A 14,824-nucleotide genomic window follows, 5' to 3' on the forward strand; every position below is an offset into this window, starting at 1 on the left:
CCTGCCGAGTATGAAAATCATCAAGGTGTGGTGCGATTTTGAGTGGCGGGGGCTAGTCTGTAGCGACTGGCCTTCGGACAAAAACAATGAAAACCCTACCGCCCGTGCACCGCATTGCCTTGCTGTTCAACGGCAGCAAGATCTACGACCGGGGCATCATCACCGGCATCGGCAATTACTTGAGCAGCACCCGCGCGTCCTGGGATCTGTTCCTTGAAGAAGACTTCCTGTGCCGCCTCAAGGGCATCGAGCGCTGGCAGGGGGACGGCATCATCGCTGACTTCGACGACCCGTTGATTGGCGAAGCACTGGCCAATATCAAGCTGCCGGTGGTGGCGGTGGGCGGCTCCTACCAGGATGCGCGTGCTTATCCCACCGGCATTCCTTACGTGGCCACTGACAACCATGCGCTGATGAAACTGGCCTACGAACACCTGATCGAGGCCGGCCTGACCCGGTTTGCCTGTTTCAGCCTGCCCGAGGCGCAGGCCAATCGCTGGGCGCAGGAGCGCGAGAAAGCCTTTCGCCTGCTGCTGCAGCGGGACGGCTTGCACGTCGAGGTCTATCGCGGTTTGGGGACCAGCGCGCCGCTGTGGGACAGCGCAGTGGAGCAGCAGATCGCCTGGCTGCAGAGCCTGGCCAAGCCGATCGGCATCATTGCCGTCACCGACGCCCGCGCGCGGCAATTGCTGCAAGCCTGTTTGACTGCCGGCATCGCGGTGCCGGAGGAAGTGGCGTTGATCGGCATCGACAACGACCCGCTGACCCGCACCCTCACGCGGGTGCCGCTCAGCTCAGTGATCCAGGGCACCGAAACCATGGGGCGCACGGCGGCGGCATTGCTGCACCAGATGCTGCACGGCAAGCCCTGCACCGGAACGCAGATCCTGGTGCCACCGGAGGCGATCAATGTGCAGGCCTCCAGCTTGCACCAGCCGTTGGGGAATCCGTATGTGATGCAGGCACTGCTGTTTATCCGCCAGTACGCGTGCCAGGGCATCAAGACCGCGCAGGTGGCGGCTTATGTGGGGGTGTCGCGCTCGTCACTGGAGTCGCACTTTCGCAAGGAACGCGGCTGCAGCGTGCATGACGAGATCCTGCGCTTCAAACTCGCCGCCGCCGCCAAGGGCCTGGAAAACCAGGCGCTGGCGATTGCCGATATTGCCCAGCAGTGCGGCTTCAAGTCCGCGCAGTACCTGCATACGGTGTTTCGGCGCGAGTTTGGCTGCACGCCGCGCGAGTATCAGCAGGGCACGTCCTAGGTCATTGTGGCAGCGGGCTTGCCCGCGATAGCGGTGTGTCAGCTTATTGATCCTGCTTGGAACTACCGCTATCGCAGGCAAACCAGCGCCTGCATTTTTTGACTGTTGAGACGCTTAGAACACGGCCTTGACCTGCAAGCCCAACACCAACGCGTTGTCGATGTCCGAGCCGGAAAACGCTCCCGGTTCGATGATGTATTGCACATCCGGGCGCAGGTTCAGCCAAGGCGTAGCCTGGTAGCCGTAGCTGAGTTCGATCAGCTGTTCGGCATTGTCCAGGTTGGGGTAGCTGTTGCCTGCGTTGAACGCCGCCAGTTCCTGCACGTCACGGCTGCGCGGGTTCGGCACGGCACGGCCATAACCCAGGGCGAGGGTATCGCGCGGGCGTCCTTCGAACGGTTTGTACAGCACCACGCCCGCGCCATACCACTTGCTGAACGGCGAGGCCGCTTCGCTGGCGGCGGAGTATTGGCCGAAGGCGTGCAGCACACGGCCGGCGGAGCTGCTGGAGGCCCACACGGCCTGGTCGATCAACAGGTAGTGACCGCCACGCCCGCTGACGTCTTTGTCGCTGCCGATGCGTTTCACATCCGAGCTGTCGTAGTAATAGCCCAGCTTGTATTCACCCGGCAGGGTGCCGGCGTGCTTGTACACCAACTCGATCGGCACCACGGTGCCGGTGGTGTGCTTGGGGCCCAGGTGCCAGGCGCGGCTGGAGTTGCCGTTGCTGTCCGGGTCCACGTTGAAAGCGGCCACGCGCAGTTGCCAGGACGGCGAGAAGTCATACTTCACCCGTGCGCCCAGGCGCGCATTCGGGTAGTTGGTCCAGCCGCTGCCGCCGGACATGTTCAGCGGGTGCCCGCAGAAACCGGCGTTCATGAAGTTGCACAGAATGCCGCTGTCCAGGCCGCCAAGATCATTGCCCATGGCCATGTAGCCGAGCTTGAGATTCAGCGCCGGAGTGAACAGCGTGCGCTCGTAGCTCAGCTCGGTGAGACGGGTGTAGAGGCCGCCGTAGTTTTCCTGGATCGGCAGGCGGTTGCCCACCAGGTCCTCGGAGGCGCTGTTGCCACGCCGGTCATTGATGGTCAGCTGGATGCGGTCGCCATTGTTGAAACCGTATAGCTTGCCCAGGTCGAACTGCACGCCGAGCTTGAGGTTCTGCGAATAACGCGCCGAACGGTGCTGGCCGCCGTGGGCGTTATAGGCGGTTTCGCCGCTGTAGTCGCCGGTAAAACGGATGCCTTGCTCGTCCAGCTCGCGGCGCAGGCCGCCCCAGTCGCCGGTCAGGGTGGTGTCGTCGGCTTGGGCGGGCAGGGCGGCACTGAAAGCCAGGCCCAGCAACAGGCGCCCAAGCAGGCGGTTGGGAAAAAAGTGAGAAGTGGGGGTCATGCGCGGTCTTCCAAAAGCCGAAAGCGCGGTGCGGGGGGCACCGCGCGAACACAGGGGTTATGGCAGGGCGTAGGCGATCACGTAGTCGCCACGGTCGGTGGACTGGCGTGCGCCGCCGGCGGTGATGACGATGTACTGCTTGCCGGTTTTTGGCGACACGTAGGTCATCGGGCCACCCTGGCTGCCGACGGGCAGGCGGGCTTTCCAGATTTCATCACCGTTGGCGCTGTTGAACGCGCGCAGGTAGAAGTCCTGGGTGCCGGCAATGAAGATCAGGCCGCCCTGGGTCGACAGGGTGCCGCCGAGGGTCGGCAGGCCGATCTTGATCGGCAGGTGCATGCGGATGCCCAGCGGACCGGTGTCTTCAACGGTGCCCACCGGCACTTGCCACGCGACCTTCTGGGTCTTCATGTCGATGGCGGTGAGGGTGCCGAACGGCGGCGCCTGGCACGGAATGCCGGCCACCGACAGGAAGCGGTTTTTGTTCACCGCATACGGCGTGCCCTTGAGCGGTACTGCGCCCATGCCGGTGTTCAACGCTTCGCCACCGGACGAGGCTTGCGCCTTGTTCTGCGACGGCACCATCTGGATCCACAGGCCCAGGCGCATGTCGTTGACGAAGATAAAACCGTGCACCGGGTCGGTGGAGATGCTGCCCCAGTTCATGCCACCCAGGGAGCCTGGGAAACTCAGCGACTTGTCGGTGCCTGGCGCGGTGTACAGGCCTTCATAACGCATGCCCTTGAAGTCGATGCGGCACAGCAGCTGGTCGTACGGCGTGGCGCCCCACATGTCCGACTCGGTCAGGGTCTGCGCGCCGATCTGCGGCATGCCCACCGATTTCGGCTGGGTCGGCGAGTAGGGTTCGTTAGGAATGTTGGCGGCCTTGACCGGGACTTCCTTGACCTCGGTCAGCGGCTTGCCGGTGGCGCGGTCGAGCACATAGATCTGCCCGGCCTTGGTGCCGATCACCACCGCTGGAACTGCCTTGTCGCTGCCCGGTGGGGTGAAGTCGATCAGGCTCGGCTGCATCGGCAGGTCGAAGTCCCACAGGTCATTGTGGACCGTCTGGTACACCCACTTTTCAGCACCGGTGGAGGCATCCAGTGCCAGCACCGAGGCGCCGTATTTGTGGTTCAGTTGAGTACGTTCGACGCCGTAGATGTCGGTGGACGAGCTGCCCATCGGCAGGAAGACCGTGTTCATCAGCGGGTCGTAAGACATCGGCGCCCAGCTGTTCGGCGTGCTGCGCACATAGGTGCTGCCGTCGGCCGGTGCTTGCTTGTCTTGCGGGTTGCCCGGGTCGAAGGCCCAGCGCATTTGGCCGCTGATCACGTCGAAGCCACGGATCACGCCGCCAGGCATGTCGGTCTGCACGTTGTCGGCGACGCGGCCGCCGACCACCACGGTGGTGCCGGCAATCAACGGCGCGGACGACAGCTGGTAGTAGCTGTCCGGTACATCGCCGAGGCCGGCCTTGAGGTCCACCTGGCCATGGGTGCCGAAGTCTTCGCAGAATTTGCCGGTGTCGGCATCCACGGCGATCAGGCGCGCATCAATGGTGTTGGTCAGCAAGCGGCGCTGGCACTGCGCGCCGGCAGGCACGCTGGCGGCAATGATCGGCGAGCTGTTGGGCTGGGTCGGCTGGGCGATCGGCGCGGTGGCGTCAAAGTAGGCCATGCCCCGGCAACGCTGCCAGACCGCCGATTTGGCGTTGACCTCGTTCTTCCACAGCTCTTTGCCGGTGTCGGCGTCGAGGGCGATCAGGTTGTTGTGCGGCGTGCAGATAAACACCTTGTTGCCGATCTGCAAGGGCGTGAGCTGGTCTTCGGCACCGTTGCCGTCGCTGATCGCCACGTCACCGGTGTGGTAGGTCCACGCCACCTTGAGTTTGTCGATATTGTCGCGATTGATCTGGTCCAGCGCGGCGAAGCGGCTGCCGCCTTCGGTGTTGCCGTAGTGCGCCCAGTCTTTCTGCGCGTCGGCTGCAGCCACCGGCGTGATGCCCGGGCCAGTACCGTTGGGCGCGACACTCGGATGGGCGACAAACATATTGCCCGCCGCCACCGCCACACCCACCGCCAGCACGGCGGCGACGCCATAGGCACCGCGTGCAGGGCGGCCAGCCAGCAGCGGATACACCAGCGCCACCACCAGGCCGATGGCCGCAAACATGAACAGCCGCGAGAACAGCGGCCAGAACACCAGCCCGACATCGGCCACTGCCCAGATCGCCGTCCCCACCAGGAACGCTGCGAACAACCACGCGCCAGCGGTTTTGCCTCGGGCGATCAACAGCCCGGAAACCGCCATGGCCACGCCGCCGATCAGGAAGTACCAGGAACCGCCGAGGCTCACCAGTTTGGCGCCGCCAACAGCCAGCGCGAGGCCGAGCAGGGCGATGATGACGCCCAAACCCAGCAGGAGGAATCTAGAGGCGCCATGGGCGCGCGATGCTCGTTTCATATCGACAGGACTCGAAGGTGAGAGGGCAAAGACGCGATTTTAGCAAGATAAGTAACTAGTTAGTACATTGGAGTCCTGCAATAGACTATTACAGGTGCTGCGATGATGGGCTGAGGCTAAATGTCGCGTGGCTGTGATGAGTGTAGGTGATCGGCAGGCGGCAACTGCAGGCACGGGCTTTCTGTGGGAAGGGAGCTTACTTGCACTGACTGCGCGGCAGTCTCCGGCTTTTGGGGGCATTTTGGGCCCCCAGTGCAAGCAAGCCTGCCCTCACGGCAAGCCCGCTCGCACGTTTAGCTGCGGATCACTCAACGAAACGCCGGCACCACCTGCTCGATAAACAGCGCCAGGGACTTCTTCTTCTCGGCATGCGGCAGGCTGTTGTCGCACCAGAAGCTGAACTCATCCACGCCCAGTTCCTGGTAGTAGCGGATGCGCGGGATGATTTCTTCGGCGGTGCCGATCATCGCGGTCTTGTGCAGGCTTTCCAGCTCGAACTCGGGGCGCGCGGCGAATTTCTCTTCCGGGCTCGGGGCCAGGAAGCCATTCACCGGCACCTCTTTATTACCGAACCAGGCATCGAAGGTGCGGTAGAACTTGGAGATCGCCTTGGCCCCGACTTTCCAGCCGTCCGGATCATCGGCGGCATGCACATGAGTGTGGCGCAGCACCATCAGTTGCGGGCGCGGTACGTCGGGATTGTTGTCGAGGGCGGCCTGGAATTTGTTTTTCAGGTCGAGGACTTCTTCGTCGCCCTTCATCAGCGGCGTGACCATCACGTTGCAGCCGTTGGCCACCGCGAAGTTGTGCGAGTCCGGGTCGCGGGCGGCGATCCACATCGGCGGGTTGGGCTGCTGGATCGGCTTGGGCACGCTGGTGGAGGTGGGGAATTTCCAGATCTCGCCATCGTGGGCGTAGTCGCCTTTCCACAAGGCGCGCACCACCGGCACCATCTCGCGCAAGGCCTGGCCGCCGGAAGAGGCGGGCATGCCGCCGGCCATGCGGTCGAATTCCACCTGGTAGGCGCCACGGGCCAGGCCGACTTCCATGCGGCCGTTGCTGATCACGTCGAGCAATGCGCATTCGCCCGCCACCCGCAACGGGTGCCAGAACGGCGCGATGATGGTGCCGGCGCCCAGGTGAATGGTGGTGGTCTTGGCCGCGAGGTAAGCCAACAGCGGCATCGGGCTCGGCGAGATGGTGTATTCCATGGCGTGGTGTTCGCCAATCCATACGGTGCTGAAACCACCGGCCTCGGCCATCAGGGTCAGTTCGGTCAAGTCTTCGAACAACTGACGGTGGCTGACGCTTTCATCCCAACGTTCCATGTGTACGAACAGGGAAAACTTCATGACGCTTACCTCGGATCTATTGTGATCGGCCTGTCGACTGCGGGCCCTTAAGTACTCTCGCCACCTTGAAGCTTGCCAGTGATAACGGCTGTTCGGCGGATTGATTGTTGGTATACCATAATACGGAATATCCGCAAAACTTTTCTCTCCAACGGTTGCACCCTCACCTCACAAGGAAGGCGAGCTCGATGAACATAAAACAAAAATTAATCCTGGCGTTTGCGGTGATCGCCAGCCTACCGGTGATTCTGGTGGCTGTGCTGATCATCCTCAACGTACGCCATGAGGCCCGCGACAGCTTTGTCGACAGCAGTGGCCGCGAGATCCGCCAGGTCGACAACGCGATGCAACTGTTCTTCGAAGGCATCAGCCAGAACGTCGCCTACCTGGCTGCGCACCCGCAGTTGCGCAGCCTGCAGGGCGATGTGAAACGCTACCTGGCCAGCGACGCCGCGCACATTGCTCCCGGCGAGCGCGACCAGCAGTTGTTCGCGTTGTTCGAGGGCCTGGCCAAGAGTCATTCGGCCTACACCTACCTGTCGCTCGGTACCGAGGATGGCGGCTATGTGTTCTGGCCCGGCGACCCCAACCTCGCCAACTACGACCCGCGCACGCGGCCCTGGTACAAGACGGCCATGGCGCAACCGGGCAAGACCCTGCGCACCGAAGCCTATTACTGGGCGGCCGACGACGTGGTGCTGGTGAGCACCGTGCAAAGCTTCAACGACCGCCAGGGCAAGGCGAGCGGGGTGGTCAACATCGACGTGTCGCTCAAGCAACTGACCGACCTGGTCAAGCAGATCAAGCTGGGCGAAAGCGGCTACCTGATGCTGATGGAAGCCAACAACACGGTGCTGGTAGACCCGAATGACCCGTCCCACAACTTCAAGAAACTCGGCGAGTTGGGTGACGGCTACCGGCAGTTGAGCGAAGCCGGCCAAGGCCTGGTGCAGGTGGAACTGGCGGGCGAGCGCTACATGGCGCTGGTGTGGCCGTCGAAGGCATTGGGTTGGCGCTTTGTCGGGCTGGTGCGCGAAAGCGAAGTGATGGCCGGCGCGGCACGCCTGACCTGGTTGATCGCGGCTATCGCATTGGTGTGTGGCCTGCTGTTTGCCGGGGCGGGCGCCTGGTTTGCCGGGCTGATCGTCAAGCCGATCCGTGGCGTGGCCAGTGGCTTGGAAGGCATTGCGCAGGGCGAGGGTGACCTGACGGCGCGCCTGGCGGTCAATGGCCGCGACGAGACGGCGCAGCTCGCCGGCTGGTTCAACCAGTTCCTGGAAGCCATCCGCACCCTGATCCAGCGCATCGGCCAGGCCGCCGCGCAAATCCACAGCAGCTCCGGCAGTGCCACCGAAGTCTCGATAGAGATGGCCGACGTCGCCTCACGCCAGCGCGAAGCGGTGGACATGGTCTCCACGGCGTTTCATGAAATGGTCGCCACCTCCAACGAAGTCGCGCGCTCCTGCAGCCAGGCTGCCGACTCTGCCGACAATGGCCAGCGCCAGGCCCACACCGGGCAACAGCAGATCGACGCGGCGGTGAGCAGTGTCGGGCGCTTGAGCGAAGAGATCGGCCACTCGGCCCAGGCCATGGAGCAGTTGGAAAAAGACAGCAACGACATCCAGTCGATCCTCGGCACCATCCGTTCCATCGCCGAGCAGACCAACCTGCTGGCGTTGAACGCCGCCATCGAAGCCGCCCGGGCCGGCGAGCAGGGGCGTGGGTTCGCGGTGGTGGCGGATGAGGTGCGCGCCCTGGCCAAACGCACGGCAGACTCCACCGGCGAAATCGACGGACTGCTTGGCAATCTGGCGCGGCGCACCCATCAGATGGGCAAGCAGATGCATGCCAGCCTTGAGGTGTCCCAGGAAACCGTGGTGTCGATCAACGATGCGCGCGCCAGCTTTGGCTTGATCCGTGAGTCGGTGGATGTCATCCGCGACATGAACACGCAAATCGCTACCGCCGCCGAAGAACAGCACCAGGTGGCCGAAGACATCAACCGGCATATCAGCCAGATTCACGCGGATGCACAGTTGGTGGCGAGCCTGGCCGACTCCACACGTGGCGATGCGCAGCAATTGACCGCGTTGTCGCAGACCTTGAACCAGCTGGTCAGCCGCTTCCGTACCTGACCGCCGCTATCGCAGGCAAGCCAGCGCCCACCGTTGAAATGCATTCATCTATGGATGCTGGCTTGGCTGCGGTGTATCGGAATTAATCAGGCAACCAGGGGCAGGGCGCCCATCTTGCCGTGGCAATACACCAGCGGCCCTGCGTTCTGCTGGGGCACGATCAGGTTTTTCACCGAGCCGACCATGATTGCATGGTCGCCACCTTCATACTCGCGCCACAACTCGCACTCGATCACCGCCGTGGCGTTCGCCAGGATCGGATTGCCCAGTTCGCTGAGTGTCCATTCGATGCCCTGTGCCTTGTCCTTGCCTTTGCGCGCAAAGGCATAGGCTTCGGTTTGTTGCCCACCGGACAGGACGTGGATCGCAAAGCGCTTGTTCTTGATCAGCACCGGGTACGAGTCGGAGCTGTAGTTGGGGCAGAACAGCACCAGCGCCGGGTCCATCGACAACGAACTGAAGGCACTGGCGGTCAGCCCGACGATTTGCCCGTCGTCATCGAGCGTGGTGATCACGGTGACCCCGGACGGAAACGAACCCATCACTTGTTTGTAGATAGCGGCATCGATCATGGGACGGTCCTCTGGCGGTAGAGCGGGTTTTTGTGAATTTGTAGGTCTGATGGTATACCGTAATACAATCGATGCAACAGCTTTTTCAGGCGGCCGATGAACGTCAACCTTTGGTCTTATAACCAATAAATACGGGGGTAAAGGCGCGAAAACGCCGAGGGCCATGTGGCACACTTGCGGATCAGATGCGCGCTGAGACTACGGATCAGTCTTGTGAAAATGTTGGAATACCATAATATGGTGTTCATCTGAGGGGCCGCCACGATGCGCCCCCGGTATGGCGTCAAACAACTATAAGATCAGACAAACGCGAGTCCATTTCCATGCCCCAGATGTCCCGGCAAGATCCCCTGATCGAGAATCACACGGTCGATTACGTTCCTCTCGCAGAGCGCCATGGAAAGGCCCGCGACCTGTTCACCCTATGGTTCAGCACCAACATTGCGCCGCTGCCCATCGTCACCGGTGCCATGGTGGCCCAGGTGTTCCACCTCAACCTGGTGTGGGGGCTGCTGGCGATTGCCCTCGGGCATCTGCTCGGCGGCATCGTGATTGCCCTCGCGTCGGCCCAGGGCCCGCGCATGGGCATCCCGCAGATGGTGCAGAGCCGGGGCCAGTTCGGCCGTTACGGCGCACTGCTGATCGTGTTCTTCGCGGCGCTGATCTACATCGGCTTTTTCATTTCCAACATCGTGCTGGCCGGCAAATCCATCGTCGGCATCGTGCCCGCAGTGCCGGTGCCGGCGAGCATTCTGATCGGCGCGCTCAGCGCTACCGCCATCGGCGTGATCGGCTACCGCTTCATCCACAGCCTCAACCGCATCGGCACCTGGGTGATGGGCAGTGCGCTGCTCGCCGGTTTCATCTACATCTTCGCCCATGACCTGCCAGCGGACTTCCTCACCCGTGGCGGTTTCAACGCCGCCGGCTGGCTGGCCACGGTGTCGCTGGGGGTGATCTGGCAGATCAGCTTTTCGCCCTACACCAGTGACTATTCGCGCTACCTGCCGGCGGATATCGGCATCACCCGGCCGTTTATCGCGACCTACCTGGGTGCCACCCTCGGCACCATCCTGTCGTTCGCATTTGGTTTGGTCGCGGCACTGGCCACGCCCGAAGGCACCGAGGCGATGGTCGCGGTCAAGCAAGCCACTGGCTGGCTCGGACCGATCCTGATGGTGCTGTTCCTACTCAACATCATCAGCCACAACGCCCTGAATCTGTACGGCGCGGTGCTGTCGATCATCACCTCGATCCAGACCTTCGCCAGCCATTGGACCCCGAGCATCAAGGTGCGCGTGGTGCTGTCCGGCGTGGTCCTGGCCGGTTGCTGCCTCGTGGCGCTGGGCGCATCGGCGGACTTCATCTCGCAGTTTATCGGGCTGATCCTGGCGCTGTTGCTGGTGCTGGTGCCGTGGGCGTCGATCAACCTGATCGACTTTTATGTGATCAAGCGCGGGGTGTATGACATTGCCTCGATCTTCCGCGCGGACGGCGGGGTCTACGGGCGCTTCAACCTGCATGCGATCGTGGCCTATTTCATCGGCATCATTGTCCAGCTGCCGTTTGCCAATACATCGCTGTACGTGGGGCCGTGGGCCAATCTGGTGGACGGCGCGGACCTGTCGTGGCTGGTGGGGTTGGTGGTGACGTGCCCGCTGTATTACTGCCTGGCGACACGTCAACATACCCAGAAGGTCAGGGCGGCGCGGTTGGGCTACACCGACTGACCTTTGCTCACACCACAGGCTTCAGAATGTGGCAGCGGGCTTGCTCGCGAATGCGGTGTCTCAGCCCAATAGGTCCTGACTGACACAACGCCTTCGCGGGCAAGCCCGCTCCTACAGGTTGGACCTAGATCGACTTCAAGCCAGCTTCATGCGCTGAGCAGAGTGCCGCCGCCAAACTCGCCCAATGCATCCAGCAATGCACTGACGAAGTATTCCTTCGACGCGCGATCCCAGAGGATATGCAGCGCCGGTGCCTCCACACTCCCGGTGTGGATCACAAGCGCATTCACCCGCGCCACTGACGTCTGCGCCACCGCTCCCGGCTGGAAGGCCGGGAAACCGAGATCGACCCCGCAGAGCTTGGCCATCACGTGGGCAATCACCGCGCCGCTGAGCAACACACAGGCGTGGCTGTCCTGGCGCGGCAGCAGGTAGTTGGCGCGGTGGTCCAGCTCCCAGCGGGCCTCTTCATCGGCGATGCGCTGGCCCTGATCCTGTGGGCTACCCAACAACAGGTATTCGGTCTGCGACAGGCGCGCCACCCAGCTGCCGTCCGCTTGCGGGGTGGCCTGGTTGGGGGCGGCGGGCAGGGTGAAACCGCGTGCGCTGAGGTACTCGGCGCTTTGCGCGCCGCGAAAGCCGACCCGGGGCAGATCGGTCTGGTCAACCAGTTGGCAGGGCGGCGTGAAGAGTTCGTGGGCTTTCAGACTGGTCATGGCTTAACCCTCCTGGCGTTGGTTGGTGGGGTCGAAAAACGGCAGTGGCACCACCTCGGCCTGGACGACGATGCCGCCTTCGACGCGAATCGGGATGCGCTGCCCCGGTGTGCTCTGTTCGATCCCGGCGTAGGCCAGGCCGATGATGCGGCCCAGCGTTGCAGAGTATTCGCACGAGGTGACGTTGCCGCTGATGTCCGGGCCGTCGAGCACCAGGTGGCCTTCCAGCGGTTGCGCGCTGCCCTTGGGCAAGGTGAAACCCACCAGTTTGCGTTTCAGCGGCTGGGCTTCGAGGATGTCCACCGAGCGGCGCCCGACGAAAAACGGCTTGTTGCGGCTTACCGCCCAGCCCATGTCGATTTCTGCCGGGTGGGTCATGCCATCGGTGTCCTGGCTGATGATCACGTGGCCTTTTTCCAGGCGCAGCAGGCGTTGGGTTTCGACACCGAACGGGCGAATATCGAACGCCTTGCCGGCCTCCATCAACGCATCCCACAGCGCCAGGCCGTGGCGTGCAGGCACGTGGATTTCATAACCCAGCTCGCCGACAAACCCGACCCGCAGCAACCGCGCCTTGATCCCGGCCACCGTGCCTGGGCGCACGCCGAGGTAGGGGAAGGCCTCGGCACTGAGGTCGAGGTCAGTGCAGACCTGTTCCAGCACCTTGCGCGAATCCGGCCCGGCCACGTTCACCGCACAGATCGCGGCAGTGACGTTCGCCACGTCGACGTCGAGGCGCCATTGCGCGTTCCACTTGAGCATCTGCTGGTAGATGCGGTCGACGCCGCTGGTGGTGGCGGTGACGTAGAAGTGCTGGTCGGCCAGGCGCGCGCACACGCCGTCGTCGATGACTACCCCGTGCTCATTGGTCATCAGCGCATACCGCGATCGGCCCACCGGTTGCTTGAGGAACGCGAAGGTGTACAGGCGGTTGAGCAGTTCGGCGGCATCCGGGCCGCGCACGTCCAGGCCGCCGAGGGTCGACACATCGATCAGCCCGACGTGGTTACGCACGTGCAGGGCCTCGGCTTGCATGCAGGCGTCGCGATCCTGGGCGCGGCCGTAGTAGGCCGGGCGTTGCCAGATACCGGCGGGCATCATCTTCGCCCCGGCCTGCACATGCCGCGCGTGCATCGGTGTCTGCCGGTAAGGGTCGAAGGCGCGCCCGGCGACATGCGCGAGTTTCTCCGCGACGAAAGGGGGCCGTGCGGTGGTCACCCCGGTCTCGCTGATATTGCGCTGGGTCGCCCAGGCCACCAGGCGCGCGGTCGGCAGCGCCGAATGCCGCCCTTGGGACGGGCCCATGCCGACCGTGGAATAGCGCTTCACCAGTTGCACATCGCGGTAGCCGATACGCGTGGCATTGACGATGTCCGCCACTTGCAGGTCTTCGTCGAAGTCGACGAAATCCTTGCCCTTGGGATGCGGGAAGATCGGCCAGCCGAAGTTGACCTGGGCTTCGCTGTGCAATGGCAGCGGCGCAATCGTGGTGCCCAGGCCCAGCGCGACAGCGATGTCGGCCGCCGCGTTGGCGGCGTCGGCCAGCACATTCTCGAGCTGATGCCGACCGTGCACCGAGCCCGCCAGCTTGAGGTTGCGGGGCAGGCCGCTGAGGCTGAATTCGGCTCGCTGGTCGTCATAGGCCAGCTTGCCGCCGGCCTGGCACAGCAGTTGATACACCGGCATGTAGCCGGCCGACATGCACAGCAAATCGCAGTCGAACACTTGCCCGCTGGCGCTGACCTGGCCCTGGCCGGTGATCTGGCGCACGTCTACGCCTTTCACGTGGCGCAGGCCTTTCTCGTGCAGGGCCTCGAACACGGTGCTGTTGTTCAGCAACGGGATCTTGCGCTGGGCCAGGGCGCCGGACAGGGCTTTGTCGGCCGGGGCGTGGCGCAGGTCGACCACGGCGGCGACTTCCACGCCCTGGTCATGCAGGTCGAGGGCGGCGAGGTAGCCGTCGTCGTTGCCGGTCAGTACCACCGCGCGCTTGCCCGGCTTGACCGCGTAGAGTTTCATCAGGCGTTGCGCGGCGCTGGTCAGCATCACGCCGGGCAGGTCGTTGTTGCGGAAAATCACCGGCTGGTCGAAGGCGCCGCTGCACACCAGGCACTGCTGCGCGCGCACCTTGTACATGCGCTTGCCCTGGATTACCGGCAGGTAGTTGTCGGTAAACCAGGCATTGCACGTGGCCTCGGTGAGCACCTGGATATTCGCGTGCTGCTGCACCGCGCTCACCAGTTCGCGGCGCAGGCTGTCGGCGCGGGTACCGGCGATATCGAAGCGTGCATAGGTCAGTGACCCGCCGAGGATCGGCTGCTGCTCGATCAGCAGCACCTTGGCCCCGGCATTCGCGGCCGTCAGCGCCGCCTGCAAGCCGGCGGGGCCGGCGCCGATGACGGCCAGGTCGGTAAACAGATAGGCCTTGTCGTAGTACTCGGGCTGGAACGTCAGGTCGAGGACACCCAGGCCGGCCTTCTTGCGAATGATCGGCTCCCAGACTTTCCACATGCCCTTGGGCTTGTAGAACGAGCGGTAGTAGAACCCCACCGGCATGAACTTGGAGAACTTGCCGAGGTAGGCGTCCTTGTCGTTGTCCAGCGAGCCGTTGACGTTCTGCGCGCTCACCGCCAACCCGGCAGACAACGCGTGAGCATCGGCCAGCACGTTGGGCTCGCGGGGCAGTTGCACCAGGCTGTTGGCATCCTGGCCCGCCATGCTCAGCGGGCCGCGCGGGCGGTGGTATTTGAACGAACGCGAGAGCAGGAAACGCCCGTTGGCGAGCAAGGCGCTGGCGATGCTGTCGCCCTGCAAGCCTTGGTACGCCTGGCCATCGAAACTGAAATCAAGGGCTTGATCACGCTGGATCAGTAAGCCCATGGGCGCGGGAAGGCGGTTCATCCGGCGATCTCCTTGGCAGCGGCAAAATCGACGCGGGTGGTGAACAGTTCCTTGGGGTCGAAGGTGCGCAGGACCTCATCGGTGACTGTGTGGCGCTCGGCGAGGAACCAGTAGCTGGACGGCGTGTGCATCCACCATTCGCGCACCACGCCGGCGAGGTTGTCGGTGTTGAACACGTAGTCGGCCCATTCGGCATCGCTGCAATGGACGGGGTCGGGCATCGGCTTGAACTCGCCGCCGTAGGTGAACTCGCTGATATTGCGCGGCCCGTTGAGCGGGCACGTCATGATTTTCATAG

The 14,824-nt window shown here is 63.4% G+C and carries 10 protein-coding genes and 1 pseudogene; 4 read left to right on the forward strand and 7 right to left on the reverse strand.

What is annotated here, in order from left to right; all coding sequences use genetic code 11:
* Nucleotides 1–86 precede the first annotated feature (86 nt).
* Entirely contained in the window at nt 87–1,262 is a 1,176-nt protein-coding gene (locus JFU04_RS10170) for a XylR family transcriptional regulator (protein ID WP_201143982.1), read from the forward strand.
* Between the two features lie 114 nt (nt 1,263–1,376).
* On the opposite strand, the gene JFU04_RS10175 is transcribed toward JFU04_RS10170, so the two are convergent.
* From JFU04_RS10175 to JFU04_RS10185, 3 genes are all read right to left on the reverse strand, one after another.
* Complete coding sequence (locus JFU04_RS10175) at nt 1,377–2,654, reverse strand: carbohydrate porin (protein ID WP_201143983.1); 1,278 nt, start codon at nt 2,652–2,654, stop codon at nt 1,377–1,379.
* Nucleotides 2,655–2,711: 57 nt separating this feature from the next.
* The gene (locus JFU04_RS10180) at nt 2,712–5,120 is read right to left on the reverse strand and encodes a glucose/quinate/shikimate family membrane-bound PQQ-dependent dehydrogenase (RefSeq protein ID WP_201143984.1); all 2,409 of its coding nucleotides are present in this window, start codon (nt 5,118–5,120) and stop codon (nt 2,712–2,714) included.
* A gap of 308 nt (nt 5,121–5,428) precedes the next feature.
* Nucleotides 5,429–6,472, reverse strand: coding sequence for an LLM class flavin-dependent oxidoreductase (locus JFU04_RS10185; protein ID WP_065905683.1), 1,044 nt, complete (start codon nt 6,470–6,472; stop codon nt 5,429–5,431).
* A gap of 344 nt (nt 6,473–6,816) precedes the next feature.
* On the opposite strand from JFU04_RS10185, the pseudogene JFU04_RS30595 reads away from it, so the two are divergent.
* Nucleotides 6,817–7,749 (forward strand): annotated as a pseudogene (locus JFU04_RS30595) (cache domain-containing protein); the annotation flags it as partial.
* Between the two features lie 129 nt (nt 7,750–7,878).
* A complete protein-coding gene (locus tag JFU04_RS30600; protein ID WP_410017426.1) occupies nt 7,879–8,607 on the forward strand; it encodes a methyl-accepting chemotaxis protein in 729 nt (242 codons plus the stop codon).
* 86 nt (nt 8,608–8,693) lie between these two features.
* Here the strand turns inward: JFU04_RS30600 and JFU04_RS10195 are convergent, their stop codons facing one another.
* Complete coding sequence (locus JFU04_RS10195; protein WP_065905687.1) at nt 8,694–9,179, reverse strand: flavin reductase family protein; 486 nt, start codon at nt 9,177–9,179, stop codon at nt 8,694–8,696.
* 323 nt (nt 9,180–9,502) lie between these two features.
* Between JFU04_RS10195 and JFU04_RS10200 the strand changes: the two genes are divergently transcribed.
* Entirely contained in the window at nt 9,503–10,909 is a 1,407-nt protein-coding gene (locus JFU04_RS10200) for a purine-cytosine permease family protein (RefSeq protein WP_065905691.1), read from the forward strand.
* Between the two features lie 146 nt (nt 10,910–11,055).
* Here the strand turns inward: JFU04_RS10200 and JFU04_RS10205 are convergent, their stop codons facing one another.
* From JFU04_RS10205 to JFU04_RS10215, 3 genes are read right to left on the reverse strand one after another with little or no spacing between them, the layout of a single operon-like run.
* A complete protein-coding gene (locus tag JFU04_RS10205; protein ID WP_201143986.1) occupies nt 11,056–11,625 on the reverse strand; it encodes a sarcosine oxidase in 570 nt (189 codons plus the stop codon).
* Between the two features lie 3 nt (nt 11,626–11,628).
* Nucleotides 11,629–14,526, reverse strand: coding sequence for a 2Fe-2S iron-sulfur cluster-binding protein (locus JFU04_RS10210; protein WP_201143987.1), 2,898 nt, complete (start codon nt 14,524–14,526; stop codon nt 11,629–11,631).
* A complete protein-coding gene (locus JFU04_RS10215) occupies nt 14,523–14,822 on the reverse strand; it encodes a sarcosine oxidase subunit delta (protein ID WP_065905694.1) in 300 nt (99 codons plus the stop codon). Before JFU04_RS10215 ends, JFU04_RS10210 begins: the two co-directional genes overlap by 4 nt.
* Nucleotides 14,823–14,824: the final 2 nt, after the last annotated feature.

The sequence above is a fragment of the Pseudomonas sp. TH21 genome (assembly GCF_016651025.1).
In the GTDB taxonomy this organism is placed as follows: domain Bacteria; phylum Pseudomonadota; class Gammaproteobacteria; order Pseudomonadales; family Pseudomonadaceae; genus Aquipseudomonas; species Aquipseudomonas aylmerensis.

What these genes read in the sequence shown, in the direction of transcription:
- JFU04_RS10195 (WP_065905687.1), bottom strand. Translation starts at nt 9,179, where the DNA reads ATGATCGATGCCGCTATCTACAAACAAGTGATGGGTTCGTTTCCGTCC.
- JFU04_RS10185 (WP_065905683.1), bottom strand. Translation starts at nt 6,472, where the DNA reads ATGAAGTTTTCCCTGTTCGTACACATGGAACGTTGGGATGAAAGCGTC.
- JFU04_RS10175 (WP_201143983.1), bottom strand. Translation starts at nt 2,654, where the DNA reads ATGACCCCCACTTCTCACTTTTTTCCCAACCGCCTGCTTGGGCGCCTG.
- JFU04_RS10210 (WP_201143987.1), bottom strand. Translation starts at nt 14,526, where the DNA reads ATGAACCGCCTTCCCGCGCCCATGGGCTTACTGATCCAGCGTGATCAA.
- JFU04_RS10180 (WP_201143984.1), bottom strand. Translation starts at nt 5,120, where the DNA reads ATGAAACGAGCATCGCGCGCCCATGGCGCCTCTAGATTCCTCCTGCTG.
- JFU04_RS10215 (WP_065905694.1), bottom strand. Translation starts at nt 14,822, where the DNA reads ATGAAAATCATGACGTGCCCGCTCAACGGGCCGCGCAATATCAGCGAG.
- JFU04_RS30600 (WP_410017426.1), top strand. Translation starts at nt 7,879, where the DNA reads ATGGTCTCCACGGCGTTTCATGAAATGGTCGCCACCTCCAACGAAGTC.
- JFU04_RS10200 (WP_065905691.1), top strand. Translation starts at nt 9,503, where the DNA reads ATGCCCCAGATGTCCCGGCAAGATCCCCTGATCGAGAATCACACGGTC.
- JFU04_RS10170 (WP_201143982.1), top strand. Translation starts at nt 87, where the DNA reads ATGAAAACCCTACCGCCCGTGCACCGCATTGCCTTGCTGTTCAACGGC.
- JFU04_RS10205 (WP_201143986.1), bottom strand. Translation starts at nt 11,625, where the DNA reads ATGACCAGTCTGAAAGCCCACGAACTCTTCACGCCGCCCTGCCAACTG.